The 19,393-nt window shown below is 61.8% G+C and carries 20 protein-coding genes, 2 tRNA genes and 1 other RNA gene; 10 read left to right on the top strand and 13 right to left on the bottom strand.

The features are described 5' to 3' along the window. The first annotated feature begins 198 nt into the window (after positions 1-198). Both M1E05_RS09300 and M1E05_RS09295 read left to right on the top strand, forming a co-directional pair. A tRNA-Arg gene (locus M1E05_RS09300) sits at positions 199-271 on the top strand. A gap of 93 nt (positions 272-364) precedes the next feature. Then, positions 365-1,561 (top strand): MFS transporter, encoded by a 1,197-nt coding sequence (locus M1E05_RS09295; protein WP_458111150.1) that lies wholly within the window; start codon positions 365-367, stop codon positions 1,559-1,561. A gap of 39 nt (positions 1,562-1,600) precedes the next feature. Here the strand turns inward: M1E05_RS09295 and M1E05_RS09290 are convergent, their stop codons facing one another. Next, positions 1,601-2,137, bottom strand: coding sequence for a PRC-barrel domain-containing protein (locus tag M1E05_RS09290; RefSeq protein WP_458111151.1), 537 nt, complete (start codon positions 2,135-2,137; stop codon positions 1,601-1,603). A 224-nt stretch (positions 2,138-2,361) separates the two neighbouring features. Here M1E05_RS09290 and M1E05_RS09285 point away from each other — a divergent pair, with 224 nt between their 5' ends. Next, complete coding sequence (locus M1E05_RS09285; RefSeq protein ID WP_458111152.1) at positions 2,362-2,808, top strand: LapA family protein; 447 nt, start codon at positions 2,362-2,364, stop codon at positions 2,806-2,808. A gap of 99 nt (positions 2,809-2,907) precedes the next feature. Here M1E05_RS09285 and M1E05_RS09280 read toward each other — a convergent pair whose 3' ends face one another. The 4 genes from M1E05_RS09280 to M1E05_RS09265 all read right to left on the bottom strand — a co-directional run bounded on the left by M1E05_RS09280 (position 2,908) and on the right by M1E05_RS09265 (position 6,447). Next, positions 2,908-3,039, bottom strand: coding sequence for a hypothetical protein (locus M1E05_RS09280; protein ID WP_461165071.1), 132 nt, complete (start codon positions 3,037-3,039; stop codon positions 2,908-2,910). A 188-nt stretch (positions 3,040-3,227) separates the two neighbouring features. After that, positions 3,228-4,067, bottom strand: a complete 840-nt coding sequence (locus M1E05_RS09275) for a sugar phosphate isomerase/epimerase family protein (protein WP_461165070.1) — start codon at positions 4,065-4,067, stop codon at positions 3,228-3,230. Next, a complete protein-coding gene (locus M1E05_RS09270) occupies positions 4,064-5,278 on the bottom strand; it encodes a dihydrodipicolinate synthase family protein (protein ID WP_461165069.1) in 1,215 nt (404 codons plus the stop codon). Before M1E05_RS09270 ends, M1E05_RS09275 begins: the two co-directional genes overlap by 4 nt. After that, complete coding sequence (locus tag M1E05_RS09265) at positions 5,278-6,447, bottom strand: Gfo/Idh/MocA family protein (protein WP_461165068.1); 1,170 nt, start codon at positions 6,445-6,447, stop codon at positions 5,278-5,280. The genes M1E05_RS09270 and M1E05_RS09265 overlap by 1 nt, the downstream gene beginning before the upstream one ends. Positions 6,448-6,613: 166 nt before the next feature. Between M1E05_RS09265 and M1E05_RS09260 the strand changes: the two genes are divergently transcribed. Genes M1E05_RS09260 through M1E05_RS09250 form a run of 3 tightly spaced genes read left to right on the top strand, consistent with a single transcriptional unit; the run spans position 6,614 to position 9,233 of the window. Beyond that, positions 6,614-7,777 carry a LacI family DNA-binding transcriptional regulator gene (locus tag M1E05_RS09260; RefSeq protein ID WP_461165067.1) on the top strand — a complete coding sequence of 388 codons (1,164 nt, stop codon included), beginning with the start codon at positions 6,614-6,616 and terminating at the stop codon, positions 7,775-7,777. Next, on the top strand, positions 7,765-8,583 hold the full coding sequence (locus M1E05_RS09255) for an alpha/beta hydrolase (protein WP_461165066.1): 819 nt from the start codon (positions 7,765-7,767) through the stop codon (positions 8,581-8,583). The genes M1E05_RS09260 and M1E05_RS09255 overlap by 13 nt, the downstream gene beginning before the upstream one ends. A 32-nt stretch (positions 8,584-8,615) precedes the next feature. After that, a complete protein-coding gene (locus M1E05_RS09250; RefSeq protein ID WP_461165065.1) occupies positions 8,616-9,233 on the top strand; it encodes a GNAT family N-acetyltransferase in 618 nt (205 codons plus the stop codon). On the opposite strand, the gene M1E05_RS09245 is transcribed toward M1E05_RS09250, so the two are convergent. From M1E05_RS09245 to mptB, 3 genes are all read right to left on the bottom strand, one after another. Next, positions 9,223-10,125, bottom strand: coding sequence for an aldose 1-epimerase family protein (locus M1E05_RS09245; protein WP_461165064.1), 903 nt, complete (start codon positions 10,123-10,125; stop codon positions 9,223-9,225). The genes M1E05_RS09250 and M1E05_RS09245 overlap by 11 nt on opposite strands. 102 nt (positions 10,126-10,227) lie before the next feature. Then, positions 10,228-10,995: a type I methionyl aminopeptidase gene (map, locus tag M1E05_RS09240; RefSeq protein ID WP_458111161.1), complete on the bottom strand. Its 768-nt coding sequence runs from the start codon at positions 10,993-10,995 to the stop codon at positions 10,228-10,230. A 28-nt stretch (positions 10,996-11,023) separates the two neighbouring features. Further along, positions 11,024-12,577 carry a polyprenol phosphomannose-dependent alpha 1,6 mannosyltransferase MptB gene (gene mptB / locus M1E05_RS09235; RefSeq protein ID WP_461165063.1) on the bottom strand — a complete coding sequence of 518 codons (1,554 nt, stop codon included), beginning with the start codon at positions 12,575-12,577 and terminating at the stop codon, positions 11,024-11,026. Between the two features lie 201 nt (positions 12,578-12,778). Here mptB and orn point away from each other — a divergent pair, with 201 nt between their 5' ends. The 3 genes from orn (at position 12,779) to def (ending at position 14,288) form a co-directional block, all read left to right on the top strand. After that, positions 12,779-13,408 (top strand): oligoribonuclease, encoded by a 630-nt coding sequence (gene orn / locus M1E05_RS09230; RefSeq protein ID WP_461165220.1) that lies wholly within the window; start codon positions 12,779-12,781, stop codon positions 13,406-13,408. A gap of 131 nt (positions 13,409-13,539) precedes the next feature. Further along, positions 13,540-13,612 (top strand) — tRNA-His (locus M1E05_RS09225). Positions 13,613-13,715: 103 nt separating this feature from the next. Then, a complete protein-coding gene (gene def, locus M1E05_RS09220) occupies positions 13,716-14,288 on the top strand; it encodes a peptide deformylase (protein WP_458111163.1) in 573 nt (190 codons plus the stop codon). Between the two features lie 6 nt (positions 14,289-14,294). Here the strand turns inward: def and M1E05_RS09215 are convergent, their stop codons facing one another. The 4 genes from M1E05_RS09215 to rnpB form a co-directional block, all read right to left on the bottom strand. Further along, complete coding sequence (locus M1E05_RS09215; RefSeq protein WP_461165062.1) at positions 14,295-15,092, bottom strand: HNH endonuclease family protein; 798 nt, start codon at positions 15,090-15,092, stop codon at positions 14,295-14,297. A gap of 167 nt (positions 15,093-15,259) precedes the next feature. Beyond that, positions 15,260-15,472 carry a hypothetical protein gene (locus M1E05_RS09210; protein ID WP_458111165.1) on the bottom strand — a complete coding sequence of 71 codons (213 nt, stop codon included), beginning with the start codon at positions 15,470-15,472 and terminating at the stop codon, positions 15,260-15,262. A 63-nt stretch (positions 15,473-15,535) separates the two neighbouring features. Next, a complete protein-coding gene (locus tag M1E05_RS09205; RefSeq protein WP_461165219.1) occupies positions 15,536-16,978 on the bottom strand; it encodes a glyceraldehyde-3-phosphate dehydrogenase in 1,443 nt (480 codons plus the stop codon). Positions 16,979-17,293: 315 nt separating this feature from the next. After that, positions 17,294-17,687: RNase P RNA component class A (gene rnpB, locus M1E05_RS09200), an RNA gene on the bottom strand. 106 nt (positions 17,688-17,793) lie between these two features. Here rnpB and M1E05_RS09195 point away from each other — a divergent pair. After that, the gene (locus tag M1E05_RS09195; protein WP_458111166.1) at positions 17,794-18,558 is read left to right on the top strand and encodes a YaaA family protein; all 765 of its coding nucleotides are present in this window, start codon (positions 17,794-17,796) and stop codon (positions 18,556-18,558) included. A gap of 26 nt (positions 18,559-18,584) precedes the next feature. Here M1E05_RS09195 and M1E05_RS09190 read toward each other — a convergent pair whose 3' ends face one another. Then, on the bottom strand, positions 18,585-19,322 hold the full coding sequence (locus M1E05_RS09190) for a zinc ribbon domain-containing protein (RefSeq protein WP_458111167.1): 738 nt from the start codon (positions 19,320-19,322) through the stop codon (positions 18,585-18,587). Between the last annotated feature and the right edge of the window lie 71 nt (positions 19,323-19,393).

The following is a 19,393-nucleotide window of genomic DNA, read 5'->3' as shown; positions in this document are numbered from 1 at the left end:
GTGCTGCCCAAGCGGGCACTTCCAGCTTCATCGAGGGTGTCAGCCGCAGCGAGGGATCAACGTGGCTATGTGCAAAACTCCGCTCATGAGAGTGTGTTGGGGACAAGTGAAAATCGCATGGGACAGCTGGCGGTTTCCGGGAGCAAGTCACTGTAAACTTTTTGAGTTGCCTCTTGGACAGCCTCGAGGACACGTACTGCCCCAGTAGCTCAGGGGATAGAGCAGCGGCCTTCTAATCCGCCGGTCGGGGGTTCGATTCCCTCCTGGGGCACAGGAATGAGGCTCTGGCCTGTGGAGACACAGGCCAGAGCCGATTCCGTTGAATACGTTCGTGCCTCCCTCGTCCAACCAGGAGCTGCCCCTTATGAAGTCGGCTGCTCCCGAACTGACCGCACGGAAACCCCCGGCCGCTTTGTATGCGGCAGGTTTTGTGACCGCTTTTGGCGCCCACAGCATTGCCGCCGGAATGGGTGCACAAAGCGAAAACATCGGCCTGACCTTGCTCAACCTGGGCATCCTCCTCGCCGTGTACGACATCTCGGAGGTATTCCTCAAACCAGTCTTCGGCGCCCTCAGCGACCGGATAGGCACGAAGCCCGTTATTGTCGGGGGGCTCCTGGCCTTCGCCGCACTCTCACTTATCGGGCTGTGGGGAGCCGATCCGCTCATGCTGGGTCTTGCCCGTCTTGGGCAGGGAGCGGCTGCTTCGGCCTTCTCCCCCGCGTCCTCCGCCATGGTTGCCAGACTGGCCCGAGGAAAGAATGCCGGAACCTTTTTCGGCCGTTACGGTTCCTGGAAGAGCCTGGGATACGTCATCGGGCCGCTGCTGGGAGCCGGTTTGATTCTCGCGGGCGGCTTTGCCCTTTTGTTTGGCGCATTGTCAGTACTGGCAGCTGCCACGGCCGTGTGGGTGGTGGTGGCCGTACCCAACCTTCCGCCGCTTCCCCGGCACCGCTACACAGTGCTGGATCTGGCACGCCAGGCCACGGAACGGCGGTTCCTCGTCCCCACACTGGGGCTGGCGGCGTCGACGTCGGCGCTCGGTGCGGCTATTGGGTTTCTTCCCGCATTGGCTACCCGCCATGGCCTTGATCCCCTTGCCGGCACTGCTGCAGTGAGCGTCCTGGCCATCGCCTCAGTACTCATCCAGCCAAGGGTCGGCCACCTCCGCGACAGGGGAAGCATCTCCGACACCCAGGGCATGACAGCAGGACTTTTGCTGACGGCAGGAGGAGTCGGGGTCCTGGCGGTCGCCCCAGGGCCTATAACGATCTTCATCGCAGCAGTGGCGATTGGCGCCGGGGTCGGCGCCGCCACACCAATTGGCTTTGCCCACCTGGCAGATACCACTCCACCTGAACGGATCGGCAGGACCATGGGTTCCGCCGAGCTCGGCCGGGAACTTGGAGATGCCGGCGGGCCTTTGCTGGTAGGCGGAATCGCGACGCTCACCAGTCTTCCACTCGGGCTTGGTGCGCTCGCACTAGTGGTTGCGGCGGCAAGTCTCCCACGACTCGCCGGGGACCGCCGGACGCAAACCGACGACCAGTCTCTGGTCTGACCACCAACAGCAGAGGCCTCGTTTTGGACGGGAACTGTTTTAGTCACGCTTTTCGGTGGTCACATACTTACGCAACCTTGCCCTGCCAGTCTCCGGGCGTCCGGTCTCACCATGGGGCCGCTCCTCGGAGCGCGTTATGGCGTCGTCGGTGGTAGGTCCGGACGTGTCGCGGCCGACGGTGCCGGCTGCATTTGTTCTGTCATCGTCTGCCTCAGCGGGCCCGACGCCACCTATACCGGCCTTTGCTTCGCTGTAGGTGCGGCCCAGGCTGTAGTGCTCGTAGAGCCGGTCTTCATCGGTGGGCTCCAAGTGGCCATCGTTCTCGACGCGCGGAGCGTCCTTCACCTGGTCCTTTGAGTAAGGCACAAGGATGTCGTTGCCTTCAAGACGAGCGCCCTCAAGGGGGACGAATGACTCCGATGTACCGAACAGCCCGGTCTTTACAGTGACCCAGGTGGGCTGATCGTTGTCATCGTCGATATACACCTGCCCGATGGAGCCAATCTTGTCTCCGTCAGTGGTGAGCACACTGCCGCCCCTGTCAAGCAGTTCGTCGATATTGTCCCTGGTGAGCATGTTTCTCTCCTTGGATCTCGTCTTTCCAGCTTGGAAAATGAGGCAGCCTCCCCCGGTCCGGACATCCATAATAAGCATGCTTATCATCCTATTGGCAAGCATGCTTAGTAATTTCATTGATTGGGCTTATGATTCGAAGTAGGGCGGTCGGGCCGCCGCCGGCAACCCCGCCATTCCAGGGGTAGCTGCCTCTGGAGAGCTGCCTTTGGGGAGGATGAAAAGCCATGACACAACAACCCAACCATCAGGATCCGCCCGAGCCTCGCGAAGCCCGGGCGGGCTATGTCACGCCGGAAAGTCCAGGCCGAAGTGTACCTGCGGCAGGGACGGCAGGCGGCACCGAAGCCAGCCGCATCCAGGCTTCCGAGCGCCCGGTCCCGGCTGCGGCGCCGGCTGAGAGACGGGTTACCCGAGCCGGAATGGTGTGGGTTTCCGTGGCCACGGCCCTCGTGGTCCTGGTGCTCCTTATCGTCTTCATCCTGCAGAACCAAGACTATGTGCAGGTGAGGTTCCTGGGACTCGAGGGGGCTGTGTCCTTGGGGATGGCTCTGTTCATCGCAGCAGTCGCCGGCGGGGTACTAGTGGCAATCGCAGGCGCTGCACGGATCATCCAGCTGCGCACCGCGGCGCACCGCCGGGCTCAGGCTGTCCGAACGCCCACGGTCAGATAGCGACGCCGGACATCTCTACGCCGGACATCAAGACGCCGGACACTAAATAGCGCCGCTCAGGGATCGCGATTCACCGGATTCCCGTCAGGGGCCTCGTCGTCAAGCGGAGATGTCAGGGTCAACATTCCTGGCCAGGTCCCCCTCGAGGGATTCACGGCCAGTATCTTCCTCATTTTCCTGAATCTGACCATCGCCGCTCACTGCCCGGTATTCATCCGGAATCTCAGTCATGTGCCCAAGCTAAACCCGTGGCGCGGCTATGTCGAGGGCGAGTCTCGCAGACTCCTCTACCGGCGAGCTCGACAGTTCGGCGTGGGGAACGCGAACGGTCCCGCACCGCAAAGGCGATGCAGGACCGTTTCGTGGGGTGCGGACCCTTGCCGTGACGAAGCAAGGGCCCGCAGTCTGACTCAGGCCACTCAGGCGTACGGGAGAACAAGCTCCGCGTACCGCTGCTTCATGGAAGCCAGGACGCTGTCACCATCGGCGTCCCAGATCTCCTGATTAAAAATTTCGACTTCGATGTCTCCGGTGTAACCGGCATCCCTGACCCAGGTGCCGATAGTCGCAAAGTCAATGACGCCGTCGCCCATCATGCCCCTGGACAACAGGGCGTCCGCGGCGATGGGCAGGTTGAAGTCGCACACCTGATAAGAAGCGATGCGGTTCTCCCTGCCCGCCCGCTTGATCTGCATATGCAGCTCCGGATCCCACCACACATGGAAAGTGTCGACGGCGACACCGACAGCGTCCGTCCCGTACGGTGCCGCAAGATCGAGTGCCTGGCCAAGGGTGGAGATGAGTGCGCGGTCCGCGGCGTACATGGGGTGAAGAGGCTCCAACACGAGCCGAACGCCGTGCTCGACGGCGAAAGGCACCAGGTCCTCCAAACGGTCGGCCACACGCTGGCGGGCGGCCACAACATCCTTCTCCCCCGGGGCCAGCCCACCAACCACGAGGAAAAGCTCCCTGGTGTCCAGGGCAACTGCCTCCAATATGGCGGCACGGTTATCCGCCAACGCTGCGGCTTGTCCCTCTGCATCCGGTGCAGTCAGGAACCCTCCACGGCAGAGCGATGAAACCCGCAGCCCGGCGTCTTTGATCAGCTTGGCCGATTTTTCCAGCCCTGCCTCGGCAACGCGGTCCCGCCACGGGCCGATCGCCGGGATTCCGGCCCGGGCACAACCCTCCACAGCCTCGGCCAGCGTCCACTTCTTGGTGGTGGCACTGTTCAGTGAAAGCCTCGAGAAGTCGCTCATACTCCCACCCCGTTGATCCTCAGGTAGTCGGACATCCGGAAAGCTGCGAGGGCAGGATCCTTCAAAAGGCCGGCCTGGTCAGCGAGTTCGAACGTCTGGGCCAGATGGACCACGGAACGACCCGAATGCAGTCCGCCCACCATTTGGAAACCAGGCTGCTTGCCGTTCAGCCAGGACATGAAGGCGATACCGGTCTTGTAATAGAAAGTCGGAGCACTGAAGATGTGCTTGCCCAACTCCCGGGTGGAGTCCAGGATGGCCCGGGCCTTCTCCGCATCTCCCGCGTCGTAGCTCTGCAAGGCGGCCGATGCCGCAGGATAGATGGCGGCGAAAATTCCCAGCAAGGCATCTGAGTGGCTGCTGCCATCACCGTGGATGAGCTCAGGGTAGTTGAAGTCGTCTCCGGTGTAGAGGCGGACTCCTTCAGGCAGCGACGCACGCAGGGCCACTTCATGGCCGGCGTCGAGGAGCGAGACCTTTACCCCGTCCACCTTGTCCGCGTGCTCCCGAATAAGGCCCAGGAAGGTTTCAGTGGCCTGAGCGACGTCATTCGATCCCCAGTATCCCGCCAGGGCGGGATCGAACATGGTGCCCAACCAGTGCAGGATAACTGGCCGGTCCACTTCTGCAAGGAGGGTTGCGTACACGTGGAGGTAGTCATCAGGACCCGAGGCCACCTTGGCCAAGGCACGGGAAGCCATCAGGATGACTTTAGGTCCTGCTTCGCTGACGACGGCGATCTGCTCACGGTAGGCGTTGAGGACAGCCTGGACGCCCTCCGGGCCGGGGAGCAGCGAATCCAGATCCAGTTGATCTGTGCCGGCGCCGCATGAAACGAGATCACGAACGGACTTTCCAGCGGTGGCTGCGTTTCCGCTTGCCACGACCGACGCCGCTTCGGCACCACTGCGCTTGATGAGCTGCTGGGTCGCTGCCCAGTCCAGGCCCATACCCCGTTGCGCCGTATCCATGGCATCGGCAACGCCAAGGCCATAGGACCACAGCTCGTGGCGGTAGGCCAGCGTGGCTTCCCAGTCGAGGCGGGCAGGCGCGCCGGGGGTATTGTCGGCCGTTACTTCCGGAATGACATGGGCTGCAGCGTAAGCCCTGCGCGACGTCAGCGGAGCTGTCGGCTTAGGCCAGGAAGGAGCCGATTGGAGGCGGTACCCGCGCGTTCCGCCGTCGGAAGTGGGAAGGATCAGGGAAGTCATCAGAGGGTGATCTCCGGGATGTCGATGGTGCGACGTTCGTCCGAGGACTGCAGACCCAGCTCGGCGAGCTGCACGCCACGGGCAGCGGAAAGGAGGCCGAAGCGGTGCTCCCGTCCAGCGACGACATCACGCAGGAACTCTTCCCACTGCAGCTTGAAGCCGTTGTCCAGGTCGGCATTTGCCGGAACTTCCTGCCACTGGCTGCGGAAGGATTCCGTCACGGGGAGGTCCGGGTTCCAGACAGGCTTCGGAGTGTGCGCACGCTGCTGGGCAACACACTTGTTCAGGCCTGCGACTGCTGAGCCGTGCGTTCCGTCGATCTGGAACTCCACGAGCTCATCGCGGTAAACCCGCACGGCCCAGGATGAGTTGATCTGGCCGATTACTTCATCGCCACCAGGCGTTTCCAGTTCGAAAATGCCGTACGAGGCGTCGTCTGCGGTGGCCTTGTACTCCTTGCCCGACTCGTCCCAGCGGGTGGGGATGTGGGTAGCTGTCTTGGCGCTGACGCTCTTAACCTTGCCGATGATGCCCTCAAGAACGTAGTTCCAGTGACAGAACATATCGGTGGTCATTCCGCCGCCGTCCTCTTTTCGGTAGTTCCAGGAAGGCCGCTGCGCAGCCTGGACGTCGCCTTCGAAGACCCAGTATCCGAATTCGCCTCTGATAGAGAGGATGCGTCCAAAGAAGCCTTCATCCACAAGGCGGCGGAGCTTAACGAGACCGGGCAGGTAGAGCTTGTCATGGACAACGCCGGCGGTAACGCCGGATTCCCTGCCGATGCGTGCCAGTTCGATGGCTTCCTCAAGCGTCTCGGCCGTGGGCTTCTCAGTGAAAATGTGCTTGCCGGCCCGCATGGCCTTTTTCAGGGTGGCAGCACGCAGGCTGGTCATGGAGGCATCGAAGACAACGTCCACAGTGGGGTCATTGATGACGGCGTCCAGATCGGTGCTCCACTCAGCTACTTTGTGGAGCTCGGCAAGTTCACGGATTTTGGCTTCGTTTCGGCCTACCAGGATGGGTTCGACCTGGACCTTGGTGCCATCTTCAAGAGTGAATCCCCCGGCGTCCCGGATAGGCAGGATGGAACGGAGCAAGTGCTGCCGGTATCCCATCCGGCCGGTGATGCCGTTCATGGCGATGCGGATCGTCTTTGTTTCGTAGCCCATGTGTCCTCCACAGCTCATTGCTGTAACGCAGTAGTGGTGGGAAAGCGCATTCCCGTTTCATTCATGATGCCCTTTCCAGCCAGACTTGGCAAGCGCTTTCCTGAAAGTCCTCACACCTGTCATAATGTGGAAAACGCAGAAGTTTTGCCGAACAGGAGATTTCCCCGTGGCAGCAAGTACCCTGACCGAGGTGGCGCGCCTGGCTGGCGTGTCACCAGCCACAGCCTCAAGGGTGCTCAACGGATCCGACCGTAAACCGGGACCTGGCGTTTCCGAACGTGTGCGTCAGGCCGCTGAGGAGCTGGGCTACATTCCCAATGCACAAGCCCAGGCGTTGGCGAAGTCGAGTTCCGGACTCATCGGACTCATCGTCCACGACATTGCAGATCCTTACTTTTCCGCCATCGCGCGAGGGGTCCAAAGCGTAGCCAAGACCCAGAACAAGATGGTGCTTCTTGCAACCACTGGAGGAACTCCGGCAGACGAAAAGGAGGCCGTCGCTGCTTTTGCTGCCCGTCGGGCCGATGCGATCGTCATAGCCGGTTCCCGGTCCTCGCGGCCGGAGGACCAGAAGGCCAACAGCGAACTGGCCGCCGAGCTGGACAGGTATTGCCGCAACGGCGGTCATGTGGGAATTGTCGGTCAGGCAATTGTCGGGGCGGGGAGATCCGAGGGCTATCACCTCGTGGAGCTTCCCAATGAGCAGCTTGCCTCAGAGCTTGCCGGCCAACTTGCCAAACTCCACACCGGCGAGTTTGTAATAGTCGGTGGCCCGGAGGGACTCGTTACCTCGGATGACCGCATTCGCGGTTTCCAGAAGGGGCTTGCCAATGCAGGCCGCGCCCCCGCCGAGGTTGTGAACACATCCTTCAACCGGGCCGGGGGGTATGACGCCGGAGGCCAGTTGGCCGATCGCATCCGCTCCTCCCAGGAAGCACAGGACGGCGCAGATCCCGCTGACACAAAGAAATCCAGGCTTTGTATCTTCGCTGCCAACGATGTCATGGCCATAGGTGTCGTTGCTGCATTGCGGGAGGAGGGTTTGCGCATTCCCCGTGACACCCTTGTCGCAGGGTTCGACGACATTGAGACCCTCAGGGATTTCCGTCCCGCACTCTCCACGGTCCGGCTACCTTTGGAAGAAATCGGCCGCCTGGCAACCATGAGCACCGCCGGTCACAGCCGGAAGGAAACTTTGGCCAGATCAAAGACGGCGGACGAGTCGGGGCACCAGCCAGGAAGTACTGGCGCAGCCCACCTTGGTGACGGTCAGGGGCCAGCGGTTACCGGCGAGGTCAAGCTTCGTCGGAGCACGCAATGGACCCCGTAGCCCAGGCTTTCTCCACGCCGGAAGGAATGACAGTAGTGGCTGCGGACACTCCGGCAGCTCATGCCCTGCCGGCCATGCTGGTGCTCCCAGGCGGCGGTTATGCCCATCATGCAGAACACGAGGCAGAACCAGTTGCCCGCTGGCTCGCTTCCTTGGGTGTGCACGCCTTTGTGCTGCGGTACCGAGTTGCACCGCACCGGCACCCGGCTCCCCTGATAGACGCCAAACGTGCAGTGCAATGGATCCGCTCAGGCACACATGGTTTGCCGGTGGATGCGGAAAGGGTCGGGGTTCTGGGCTTTTCTGCCGGGGGCCATGTAGCCGCGACACTGTCCACCTCCGTTGCAACCGGAGACGCCTCACTGGACACCGATACGTCTGTGCCTGATCTCGCCGTCCTCTGCTATCCAGTGGTTTCGTTCACGTCCGCCGTGCATCAAGGATGCGTGGATAATCTGTTGGGCGTCTCCCCCTCCGCCCCTTCCCTCATAGACCTGTCAGCAGAGCTGAATGTCACCCCAACCGTACCCCCCACGTTCGCCTGGCACACGGCAGATGACGCGGCAGTGGATGCCGAACACAGTCTGGGCTACGTCTCAGCCCTGACCAGGGCCGGCGTACCCACGGAGCTGCATGTGTTTCCGCACGGCCGCCATGGTTTGGGCTTGGCTTCCGATGACGCCAGCGTCAGGCAATGGACCCGGCTCTGTGAACGATGGCTCCTAAGCCGCGGCTGGATCTCAACGGAAGCAGGATTAGTCACTGAGGCAACTCCCGCTGCTGTCAGCGCGGGACACAGGCCGTAGTCAACGGCGTGCAGGGCGTCTAGCCTTTTGGCATGCCGAAGATGAACGATGTTCCGGATTCAGCGGTCACCACTGGCCCGGCTCTTTGGCCCGACGTTGAGACCCTGTTCGGAATTCGCGGTGACGCCTCCCGCTGTTGGTGCCGTTTTTTCACCCTGACTTCCTCTGAATACAACAACACCTCTCCAGAGGAGCGGAAAAGTCAGTTACGCGCCCGTTTCGACTCCCCCAAACCGGAACCAGGAGTCATGGCCTACCTCGAGGGCAAGCCGGTGGGATGGTGCGCGGTGGAACCCCGCTCCTGCTATCCCCGCATCGAACGTTCGCAGCTGATGCGCGATGCGGCTCCGCGTCTGGCTGAACTTCCCGTTCCTGGCGACATATGGTCAGTCACTTGTTTCGTCGTCGCCTCCGGACACCGCCGCAAGGGAATTGCAGCGGCCTTACTACAGGCGGCCGTGGAACACGCCTTCACCCATGGTGCCGCCATGGTGGAGGGCTACCCGATCGATCCGGCCGCAAGGCCGAAGGCCGGTGCCGCCGACCTTTATCACGGCCCGTTATCCTTGTTCTTGACCGCCGGCTTCAGGCTGGTGGACACCACGACGCCGGGCCGCGCCGTGGTGAGGCTGGACAAGGTCAGCGGCTAAGTGCCCTAATGATCCAGGCACCCTCGTGGGTAGCGCCGGGGGCCAATTCGACGACGTCCACACCGGTGTTGAAGGCATCCGGCGGGCAGGTCATGGGTTCCACTGCCAGCCCGAGCCGCGATGGGCCCGTGGGCTTGTCAGCTGTGTGGATCTGCAACCAGGGCCACTGATGGTCCCATTCGAGCTCGACGCCCGAGCCTGAAGGATCAAAGACGCGAACGGACGCAGAGCCGGAGGACATTTCGATATCGGTGAAGGCATGGTCAATCTCCACCGATCCCAAAAGCCTTTCACTGCGGAAATCAAAGTCATGCCCCTCAACTGTTACCGTCCGCACAGGCAGCAACCTGTCCTGGGTGACTTCCAGGAAAGCAGCGGCGGGCATTTGCAGTGTCCATTCGTCCAAGGGGGCAGGGCCTGCAACGAGGTAGGGATGGGGACAAACACCATAGGGGGCGGCTTGGTCTCCCGTATTCCGGGTAGTGACCGTGCTGTGCAGACCGTCTTCCTGGAGCTCATAAGTGACGCTGATGTCCAGATCGCCCGGATAAGCTGGCCCGCCCGTCACCGTGGTGCCCAGACTGATCGAAGAAGATCCCTCGTGACGCACTTCCCAGATCTTGCCGATAACAAGGCCATGGAGCGCCGTTCCGCGCTCCGGTTCATTGATCTCAGCCTGATAATGCATTCCGTGGAAGCTGTACATACCGTCAGCAAGCCGGTTGGGCCAAGGGGCACAGATCGTCCCTCGGTAGTCAGGAATGCCACCTTCCGGACCGAAGCTGATCACCAGGTCGCGGCCTTCATGGCGCAGCTCCCGCAGGGCCCCGCTCCTGGACGTCACAATGGCCGTGTATGGCCCGAAGCTGATGTTGTGCTCTGTGAGTGCCATGGCGTTCCTTTGTGACTGAGGGCTGTTAGCGCTAACCACTATAGTGCGACCGGGAGACCGCCTTGCAATGGTTACGAGAGAGGAATGCTGGGCCCAGCTGCGTTAAGGAAGCGTCAGGATGACAGGGCCGTCGGCGGTTATGGCCACGGTGTGCTCACTGTGGGCGGCGCGGCGGCCGCTGGTGGACCGCAAGGTCCATTCGTCGTCGTCGTGGTAGTAATCATCCTTGCCCCCAAGAATCAGCATGGGTTCAATGGCAATGACCAATCCTTTGGTGAGCTTGATGCCACGTCCAGGCCTGCCCTCGTTGGGGACGGCAGGATCAGCATGCATAGTGCGGCCGATGCCGTGTCCGCCGTGATCCGCCAGCAAGCCGTACCCTGCCCTCCGCGCAGCGCCGCCGATCGCATACGCCAGGTCCCCCATCTTGTTGCCGACCCTGGCGGCATCAATTCCGCGCGCCAGTGCTGCCTCTGTCGCCTCGATCAGCGCGATGTCCTCCGGATTGGCTGTACCCACGACGAAACTGATGGCCGCATCGCCGCACCAACCGTCCACGAACGCTCCGCAGTCAACGCTCAGCAGGTCGCCGTCCTGGAGCTTGTATTCGTTTGGCACGCCGTGCACCACTGCGTCATTAACGCTGGTGCAGATCACGCCAGAAAACGGCACACTTGCCCACCGCGGATGGTAATTGAGAAAAGCGGGAGCAGCCCCGGCGTCGGAAATTAATGCCGCTGCCACCTCATCCAGTTCCTTGAGTGCCACGCCGACTCCTGCAGCGGATTTCACGGCGGCCAATGCATTGGCCACGACCCTCCCGGCCTCGCGCATCCGCGCGATCTCATCGGGGCTCTTGATCATGGACATTGCTGGTTCTCCGGACGTGTAAGGGCGCTCAAATGATAGGGCGCGTAGGGATTGGCTCCTGCATTTTGGTAAAAAGCCATTTGGTTCTGGGATCGAGGAAAATCAGGTACAGGGCAAACAGCACAGCAATGACCGCGGCAGCAATACGCGCCAATGCAAGAGCAAGGCCCAGATCCTCAGCCTGGTAGGGAAAGACGTCCAACTGGTCCGAAATGGCGTAGATCATGAAGAACGAGACGATGAAATACAGCGCTTTGACCTGCCAGTCATCACGGATGCCTGTGACGGCAAAAAGCGGGATCAGCCATACGACATACCAGGACTGGATCATCGGGGCCAGCACAACGATGGCGGCGAAGGCCAGCGTAAGGCGCCGCATGAGGCGATCGTGGTCCCCACGGAAGATCTGCCAGGCGACTATTCCGAGCGCCAGGACCTTGCCGGCGTCGTAGACCCATTTCGCCAGTGCCCAGCCGTCAAGGCCGAAGGCGTCCAGGATGGACGCGACGATCAGCCCTAAAAGACCCACAGGGGCGTACCAGATCCAGATGCTGCCCGGCGCGGAGAGGCCGTTGATCCAGCCAAAGCCGAAACCGTTGACACGGCTCAGGGCATACAGAATCCCCAGGCTGATCGCTGCGGTGAGTCCCCAGAAGAGGAATTTCCTCACCCAGCCTGCGTTCTTTCCTGCCCAGAGCAGCCCTATGAAGGGCAGGAAAACTATGGTGATCGGCTTGACGGATATGGACAAGGTGACCAGCACCAGTCCCAGGAACATCCGCTTGGTGGCGCAATAGTAGAGCCCGGCCAGGGCCAGTCCGATCATCAACGCATCGTTGTGGACGCTGGCAATAAAATTGGTCAGGAAGAGCGGGTTGGCCGCAGTCAGCCACAATGCGCGGTGTGGATTGACGCCGTGAAGTTCGGCCAGCTTGGGGACGTAAATGATGCACAGGATGACGCCGCACAGTGCCACCAGCCGGAACAGCATGATGCTCGCCTCCGGGTGGACATTTGTGGACCACACCACGAACTGTTCGATCCAGAGGAACAGTTGACCGTAGGGAACCGGTGCCTCCGTCCACATCTTGTCGGCGCCCAGCTGGAAGTAGTTGGACAAGGCGGAGATCCCGTTCTCATAGGGATTAAAGCCCTCCACCATGAGCCGGCCCTGGCCGATATAGGCGTAGACGTCGCGGCTGAACAGCGGTACCGACAACATCATCGGAAGGCCCCACAGAGCAACGGCCTGGAGAGTGGCTTTCCGGGCGCCAGGTCCCCAGACCTTCACGCGTTGTCCCAGTCGAAGCCATGCGCGAACCAGCAGCATGCCACCGATCGCCAGCAGAACAATGGACAGGGCAACTCCAAGTCCCTCTGTGCGCATCCAGATGAAGAGCGGCAGCCGCCACAGCTCCGAAGCCTGGGCCAGCCACCCCACTCCCACGGATCCAAAAGCCATAAAAAGGGAACCGACAAAACCTGCCAGCAGTGGCGACGCCGGGTTGTCAACTTCAACCACAGCCGGCTCGGGAGACTTAACGGCAGCCAGCTCCCCCGAAGCGGGTACGGGCGCCGTCATCTCAGGAGGGTCCAATCTGTTTGGTGGTACAGGGTTCGCCGGAAGGCCGGGCGGGCTTACCGGCTCATAGCTGAGCGCAGCATGGTAATTGATCCGGCCGCGTACCCAAAAATCCTAGCATCGGACGGGCCTTAGGCAGCGTAACGGTAGGCTGGACGGGTGCCTATATCTAACGAACGCATCGTCTGGATCGACTGCGAAATGACCGGCCTGGATCCCGTCAATGATGCCCTCATTGAAGTGGCCGCGCTGGTGACTGATTCCGAGCTGAACATCCTTGGCGACGGCGTTGATGTCGTGATCAAGCCGGATGATTCCGCTCTTGCCCAGATGAACGACTTTGTCCGCGACATGCATACCCGATCGGGCCTCCTCGAGGAGCTGCCCCATGGGAAGACCATGGCCGAAGCCGAAACCGCCATCCTGGAATACATCCGGAAATGGGTGCCCGATGCGCGCAAGGCACCACTGGGAGGGAATTCGGTGGGAACGGACCGGGTCTTCCTGGTCCGGGACATGCCTTCCGTGGTGGAGCACCTGCACTACCGCGTCATCGACGTCAGCACAATCAAGGAGCTGTCCCGTCGATGGTTCGCGCGCGCCTACTTCCAGGCGCCCGCGAAGCTTGGCGGCCACAGGGCCCTCGGCGACATCAAGGACTCCATCGATGAGCTCCGGTACTACCGCGAGGCTGTCTTCGTTCCCGCCCCCGGACCAGACAGCGCCACGGCCCAGAGGATCTCCAGGGCTGTGATGGCGGGCAATACTCCGGCCACTGAAGCACCCGATACAGCCTCGGCTATCACCTCCCCGGCAGCACAGGAAAAGTAATGTGCACCACGTTTGAGGGATTTTTTGGCAAAACACGCAAAAGTGGCAAAAGCACCCCCTGACAGCAGGTAAACTATTTGACGTTGCCTTTTCAGCCAGCCGGTCCACCGGAAGGCATGACAGGGCGCATGGTGGGCGTAGCTCAGTTGGCAGAGCGCCTGGTTGTGGTCCAGGAGGTCGCGGGTTCAACCCCCGTCGCTCACCCTCAGGAAGACCGGCATCTCGCCGGCTTTCGCCAAAGACCGTACCGGAATCCGGTACGGTCTTTGTTGTTTTTGTTGCCCCTGCACTGAAGGAATCCGCCGAGATGACCGTTCTGCCAATCACCATCTGGGGCGAGCCGGTACTCCACCGCCGGGCCGCCGAGGTCGACGTCTTCGACGACGAACTCCGCAGTCTCATTGCGGACATGTTCGAAACCAACGACGCAGCCAACGGCGTCGGGCTCGCAGCGCCCCAGATCGGCATCGGCAAGCGGGTCTTCATCTATAAGTTCGCGAACGATGACGATGTCCCGCCGACCGGAGTGGTGGTGAACCCCGTCCTGACCTTGTCCAAGGTCTCCGGGGCCCTGCCCGATCCGGATGAGGAAGTCGAGGGCTGCCTCTCCTTCCCGGGTGGGCAGTATCCGCTAAAGCGCGCTGAGTGGGTTCGGGTGCAAGGATTCGACGGCGACGGCAAGCCTGTGGATTTCGAAGCCACTGACTGGTTCGCACGCGTCATCCAGCACGAATACGATCACCTCGACGGCAAACTGTACGTGAACCGCCTGATTGACAGATACTCCCGCAAGGCCCTGAAGCAGGCCAAGAAGAGCGGATGGGGCGTGCCGGGCCTTACCTGGATGCCCGGCGTGGACCCTGACCCGTTCGGGCACTGACACGGCTCATTTCGCCACAATGGTCTGCTGCCACGGGCAGGAATCAAGCACCCGCTTCATTGCGTCCTTCTCGGGCTGCGTCACCCAAAGCCGGTAAGCCGCTTTGACCGAGATCTGCCGTGCCACGTAGTGGCATCTGAAAGCCTTGTTGCCGGGGAGCCAGGTTGCTGCGTCCCCGGCGCCTTTCTCCTGGTTAGCGGGGCCGTCAGCCGCGATGAGGTTCAGGGGATCGTTGGCCAGGTTCTGCCGCTGTTGCTTCGTCAGCTGCTGGGCGCCTTTCTGCCAGGAATCCGCCAAGGCCACTACGTGATCGATCTGGACCTCCATGCTGCTCTCCGAGCCTCGGCGAAAGGAGACCATGGATCCGGTGTAGGGCTCGTGGAAATCGCCGCTTGCCACCTTGCAGCCTGAACCCTCCGCGAACAACTCCCCTGTCAGGTCGCGCCTGAGAATATCGTTGCGGGTGTCGCAGCCGTTGTGGTCGGCGTCGAACCACGCCTGTCCGAACGCGCTGCGATCGTACTCGTTCTTGGGTGCCCGACCCTTGACTGGCAGCTGTTCCAGAGCGCCGGCTGCGCTTCCGACAGGAACAGGCTGAACGGGCACCACCGGTCTCATCCATTCACGGTCCAGCACCGGAGCTTCCGAAGGCCCATTGACGCGGGGCTCCGCGATGGCGAACTGTCCAGCGGTGAAGAACCAGCCGATGACACAGACGATTCCCAGAATGAGGACGGACAGCACGGCCCACGCCTGCCGGGAACGGCGTCGGGCACGGCGGTAAGCCGACCAGTGAATGGTCATGGCTGTCCCGCCATGCTGGTTCGCGTATTTGGACTTTTTAAGTTCAGCGGAAGTCTGTGGGGCACTCGAAAAGCCTAGGGCAGGCCACCGACAATTCCGGCGCTATCCACAGTGTGGAGGAACAGTGCCAGGCGAAGGTACGGCCAGCCTGGTACAGCGACCTCCGATTACTGCTCCCTTGTCACCCTTCGCAGGTCTTCCTCGGCGAGGTTCATCAGGTCCTCGAGCTGCCTGATCCTCTCGTCGCCGATTTCTCCGGCAGCATGTGCGGCCCGGGCCTGGTCCAACAGCCGTTTGGCTTCTTTATGGTTGGCGCGGGCTACGTCAAGCGCATGTTCAAGGGTGGTGTCATGTTCTCCGAGAGCTGAGTCTGTATCCATGACACCATTCTGGGCACCTTTCCCGGCTGATACCAGAGTGTCAGCCGGGAATCTCCCGAAATGCTAGACGGCGATGGCCGCAAGCACAGAGGCCGGCTCTTTGGCCGGGAACGATGGCGGATTGACTCCGGCCATCTCCTCCATAACGCGGACTACCTGGCAGCTGTAGCCGAATTCGTTGTCGTACCAGACGTACAGTACGAGGTTCTTTTCATTGGAAATCGTCGCGAGACCGTCGACGATGCCCGCACGGCGGGATCCGACGAAGTCGGTGGACACAACTTCAGGAGAGTCAATGTAGTCAATCTGCTTGCGCAGTTCCGAGTGCAGGGACATTTCACGGAGGTAGTTGTTGACTTCCTCCTTCGTGGTGCCGTTTTCGAGGCTCAGGTTCAGGATGGCGAGGGAGACATCCGGCGTGGGAACGCGGATGGAGCTGCCGGTGAGCTTGCCCAACAGCTCGGGTAGGGCCTTTGCCACGGCCTTGGCCGCACCGGTCTCGGTGATCACCATGTTAAGCGCTGCCGAACGGCCACGGCGGTCACCCTTGTGGAAGTTGTCGATCAGGTTCTGGTCATTGGTGAAGGAGTGGACTGTCTCGACGTGCCCGTGGACCACACCGTACTTGTCATTGATGGCCTTCAGGACCGGAGTGATGGCGTTGGTGGTGCACGATGCCGCGGTGACGATCTTGTCCGAGTCCAGGATGGTCCCGTGGTTGATGCCGTGAACAATGTTCTTCAGCTCGCCTTTGCCCGGGGCTGTCAGCAGTACGCGGGAAACGCCCTTGCTCTGCAGGTGCTGGGACAGGCCCTCTGCGTCGCGCCAGCGGCCCGTGTTGTCTACCACGAGTGCGTTGTGGATGCCGTAGCTGGTGTAGTCGATGGTGGCAGGATTGTCAGAGTAGATGACCTGAACCTGGACACCGTTGGCCGTGATGGTGTTCTTGACTTCGTCAACACGGATGGTGCCTTCGAACGAACCGTGCACTGAATCACGGCGAAGCAGGCTGGCCCGCTTGGCAAGGTCGTTGTCCGAGCCGCGGCGCACAACGATGGCGCGCAAGCGCAGGCCATGGCCTCCACCGGCCTTTTCGATGAGCAGGCGTGCCAGGAGGCGGCCGATGCGTCCAAAACCATAGAGCACGACGTCGGTGCTGGTGCGGTCGTCGCCGCCGCGCTTGCCCACGATGTCCGAAAGCTCGTCGCGCAGGAAGTCTTCAAGGGTGGCGCCGTTGCCCTCGACCTTGTACTTCTGGTTGAGGCGGGCGATGTCGATTGCCGCAGCCCCAAGTTCCAGCTGGGACAGGACATTCAGCAGAGGAGCTGTCTCTTCGAGAAGCAGTTCGTCCTTGCTCATCCGGCGTGCAAACCGGTGTGCCTTCAGGATGTTCATGGTGGACTTATTGATCAGGCTGCGTCCGTGGATGCTGGTGACCACGTTGTTCTCGCGGTACAGCCGGCCGATCACGGGGATCATGGCCTCAGCAAGCGCCTCCCGGCCCATCCACGTATCAAGACAAGAATCTGACGTCTGGCTCACAGAACTACCTTCCTTGGGTCAACTGCATACGTCTTCGTATGAAGATGTCGGCCGCCGGAGGTATTCCGGGGCACAGGCACCAGCGGGGATTCGGTCCACCCCGGGTGCCTTGGAGAAGCGCAAAGAAAAACCGCCGCTGCAAACGCAGATCCGGCGGCAGAACTTCTACGTTCACTCTCCATTCTAGAGGCGAAGGGCTTGACTTCCTGCCTCGGCTGAGCGTGAAGTCACTCACATGGAGTGCGTAGCCTTCCCTTACCGGGAACCAGGCGCGTTATGTGGATGGGTTGACCGATACGCCGGGTTCTGTGCTCCCGTGCTGTTACCGGCACGGGAGTAGCGGCCATCCATCTACGGACGCCGTTGCCGACGCCCTCCAGCGGCCTACCCGGGCACTCGGGCGAGCAGCCCTCAAACGCGCCCTGTATGGCCTTGCTCCGGGTGGGGTTTACCTAGCCTTCCCGGTCACCCGGGAAGCTGGTGGTCTCTTACACCACCGTTTCACCCTTACCTGCGCGTCCGGCTGTGCGGACACAACCGAACTGCAGGCGGTCTGTTTTCTGTGGCACTGGCCTGCGGGTTACCCCGAGTGGGCGTTACCCACCACCCTGCTCTGCGGAGCCCGGACGTTCCTCGAGCCACTTTCGTGACGCGCGGCCGCCTGGTCAACCCATCCACGTTCCATTCTACTGGCAGCCGCTCCAGCGGCTGCACCGCTGATCCACTGCCTGGCCTTTGTCATCTTTGGAGGCCTCCATTGCGGCCCCTAAGATCGTACGGTGCTGATTCTGCTCCCCCCTTCCGAAGGCAAGACCCCCGCCGTCCGCGGCGACGCCGTCCACTGGCCCACGCTGAGTTTCCCCGAACTGAATACCCACCGGGCAGAAGTACTGGAGGCGCTCGGTACTGTGAGCGCGCATGAAGACGCCCTCGCCCTTCTGGGCGTTGGGGCATCGCTCAAGGACGACGTCGACCGCAACACCCGCCTGCACCGGGAGCCAGCAGCTCCCGCCCACCAGGTCTACTCGGGCGTGCTGTACGACGCACTGGGCTACCAGTCCCTCACTCCGGCGCAACGGAAAAAGGCGCATGACTCTGTGGTGGTCATCTCGGCCCTGTGGGGAGCCATTCGTTTCGATGACCGGGTGCCCGCCTACCGGTTGTCCATGGGAACTGCACTTCCCGACGTCGGACGCCTGGCTTCCTTTTGGAAGCCCAGGATTACGGAAGCCCTGGCCGGCCTGACAGCCGGCGAGTTGTTCGTGGACTGCCGCTCAAGCACCTACGCCGCGGCCTGGGCGCCGCCGGCCGGCCAGACCGTAGCGGTCAATGTCCTCACCGAGGTGGCAGGAGTGCGCAAGGTGGTCAGCCACTTCGCCAAGCACACCCGTGGTGAGGTGGCCCGGCACCTGCTGACGCGTAGAGGGAACGCTCCCGCCACCCCGGCGCAGCTGCTGAAAGCTGCGGGCGAGAAGTGGAGCTGCGAACTCGTTGAAGGCACCGCCCGCAAGGCTCACGCGCTCAACATCATCCTGCCCGGCTAAGGAAGTAGTAAAGGCTGGTGACCGCGTTAGGCCCACTCGGCCGAGCGGACAAGGATGCAGCCTGAGTCCGGGCAGAACACGATATCGTCTTCTGCCGCTGCCTTGATCTCGGCGAGGTCGCCCGGGCTGAGCTGCATACCCGAACCTTCAGACTTGCCGTGGAACAGCCGCGCGGCCCCGACTCCCCTTTTGGCGAGGGTCTTTTCATAGACCGCCAGCATCCCGGCGTCGAGTCCGGAAGCGAAAGCGGAACGTTGGGCGGAAACTGTGTGCTCCTCAGCAGACACTTCGGCCAGGGCGGCATCGAGTTCTGCCCGGATCACGCTGAAGGAAGCCTTGATATCGTCCACGATCTGCTGCTGGGCCGCTTGACGTTCCCGCAGGGCGTCGAGCCGTTCCATTACCTCGAGTTCAACGTCCTCGAGGTCTGACCGCCTCTTGTTCAGCGAGGCAATGTCTTTCTGAAGCGCCACAAGATCCTTTGACAAACCCGTGCCGCTGTTGAGCCGCGCTTCGTCCCGAGCGATCCGCGAGGTAACCTGCTCGACGTCGTCCTCGGCGCGCTTAAGCTCCGTCTCGGCGTCGTGAACGGCCATCTTTGCCGCCCCCAGCTCGCCGTTGGCGACGTTAAGGGCCGCCTCAAGGTCCGTGATACGGGGATCGTTTTCAAGGGTACGACGGCGGTTGGACAGTGACTTGAGTTTGGCGTCAAGCCCCTGAAGTTCCAGCAACTTCAACTGTTCCGCCGGTGCTGCCTTGGCCACTGCTACCTCCGCTTGTTCCAACCGGCCGGAGCCGGACGCCGTGCGGCGCTCTTTAGACTCTAGCGCCTGCG

The organism is Arthrobacter sp. R4-81, assembly GCF_054792365.1.
This window is presented reverse-complemented; position numbering and strand designations above follow the sequence as displayed.

Coding starts and splice junctions, on each gene's coding strand:
- M1E05_RS09295 (WP_458111150.1), top strand. CDS start 365: ATGAAGTCGGCTGCTCCCGAACTGACCGCACGGAAACCCCCGGCCGCT.
- M1E05_RS09290 (WP_458111151.1), bottom strand. CDS start 2,137: ATGCTCACCAGGGACAATATCGACGAACTGCTTGACAGGGGCGGCAGT.
- M1E05_RS09285 (WP_458111152.1), top strand. CDS start 2,362: ATGACACAACAACCCAACCATCAGGATCCGCCCGAGCCTCGCGAAGCC.
- M1E05_RS09280 (WP_461165071.1), bottom strand. CDS start 3,039: ATGACTGAGATTCCGGATGAATACCGGGCAGTGAGCGGCGATGGTCAG.
- M1E05_RS09275 (WP_461165070.1), bottom strand. CDS start 4,067: ATGAGCGACTTCTCGAGGCTTTCACTGAACAGTGCCACCACCAAGAAG.
- M1E05_RS09270 (WP_461165069.1), bottom strand. CDS start 5,278: ATGACTTCCCTGATCCTTCCCACTTCCGACGGCGGAACGCGCGGGTAC.
- M1E05_RS09265 (WP_461165068.1), bottom strand. CDS start 6,447: ATGGGCTACGAAACAAAGACGATCCGCATCGCCATGAACGGCATCACC.
- M1E05_RS09255 (WP_461165066.1), top strand. CDS start 7,765: ATGGACCCCGTAGCCCAGGCTTTCTCCACGCCGGAAGGAATGACAGTA.
- M1E05_RS09250 (WP_461165065.1), top strand. CDS start 8,616: ATGCCGAAGATGAACGATGTTCCGGATTCAGCGGTCACCACTGGCCCG.
- M1E05_RS09245 (WP_461165064.1), bottom strand. CDS start 10,125: ATGGCACTCACAGAGCACAACATCAGCTTCGGGCCATACACGGCCATT.
- map (WP_458111161.1), bottom strand. CDS start 10,995: ATGTCCATGATCAAGAGCCCCGATGAGATCGCGCGGATGCGCGAGGCC.
- mptB (WP_461165063.1), bottom strand. CDS start 12,577: ATGACGGCGCCCGTACCCGCTTCGGGGGAGCTGGCTGCCGTTAAGTCT.
- orn (WP_461165220.1), top strand. CDS start 12,779: ATGACCGGCCTGGATCCCGTCAATGATGCCCTCATTGAAGTGGCCGCG.
- def (WP_458111163.1), top strand. CDS start 13,716: ATGACCGTTCTGCCAATCACCATCTGGGGCGAGCCGGTACTCCACCGC.
- M1E05_RS09215 (WP_461165062.1), bottom strand. CDS start 15,092: ATGACCATTCACTGGTCGGCTTACCGCCGTGCCCGACGCCGTTCCCGG.
- M1E05_RS09210 (WP_458111165.1), bottom strand. CDS start 15,472: ATGGATACAGACTCAGCTCTCGGAGAACATGACACCACCCTTGAACAT.
- M1E05_RS09205 (WP_461165219.1), bottom strand. CDS start 16,978: ATGGGCCGGGAGGCGCTTGCTGAGGCCATGATCCCCGTGATCGGCCGG.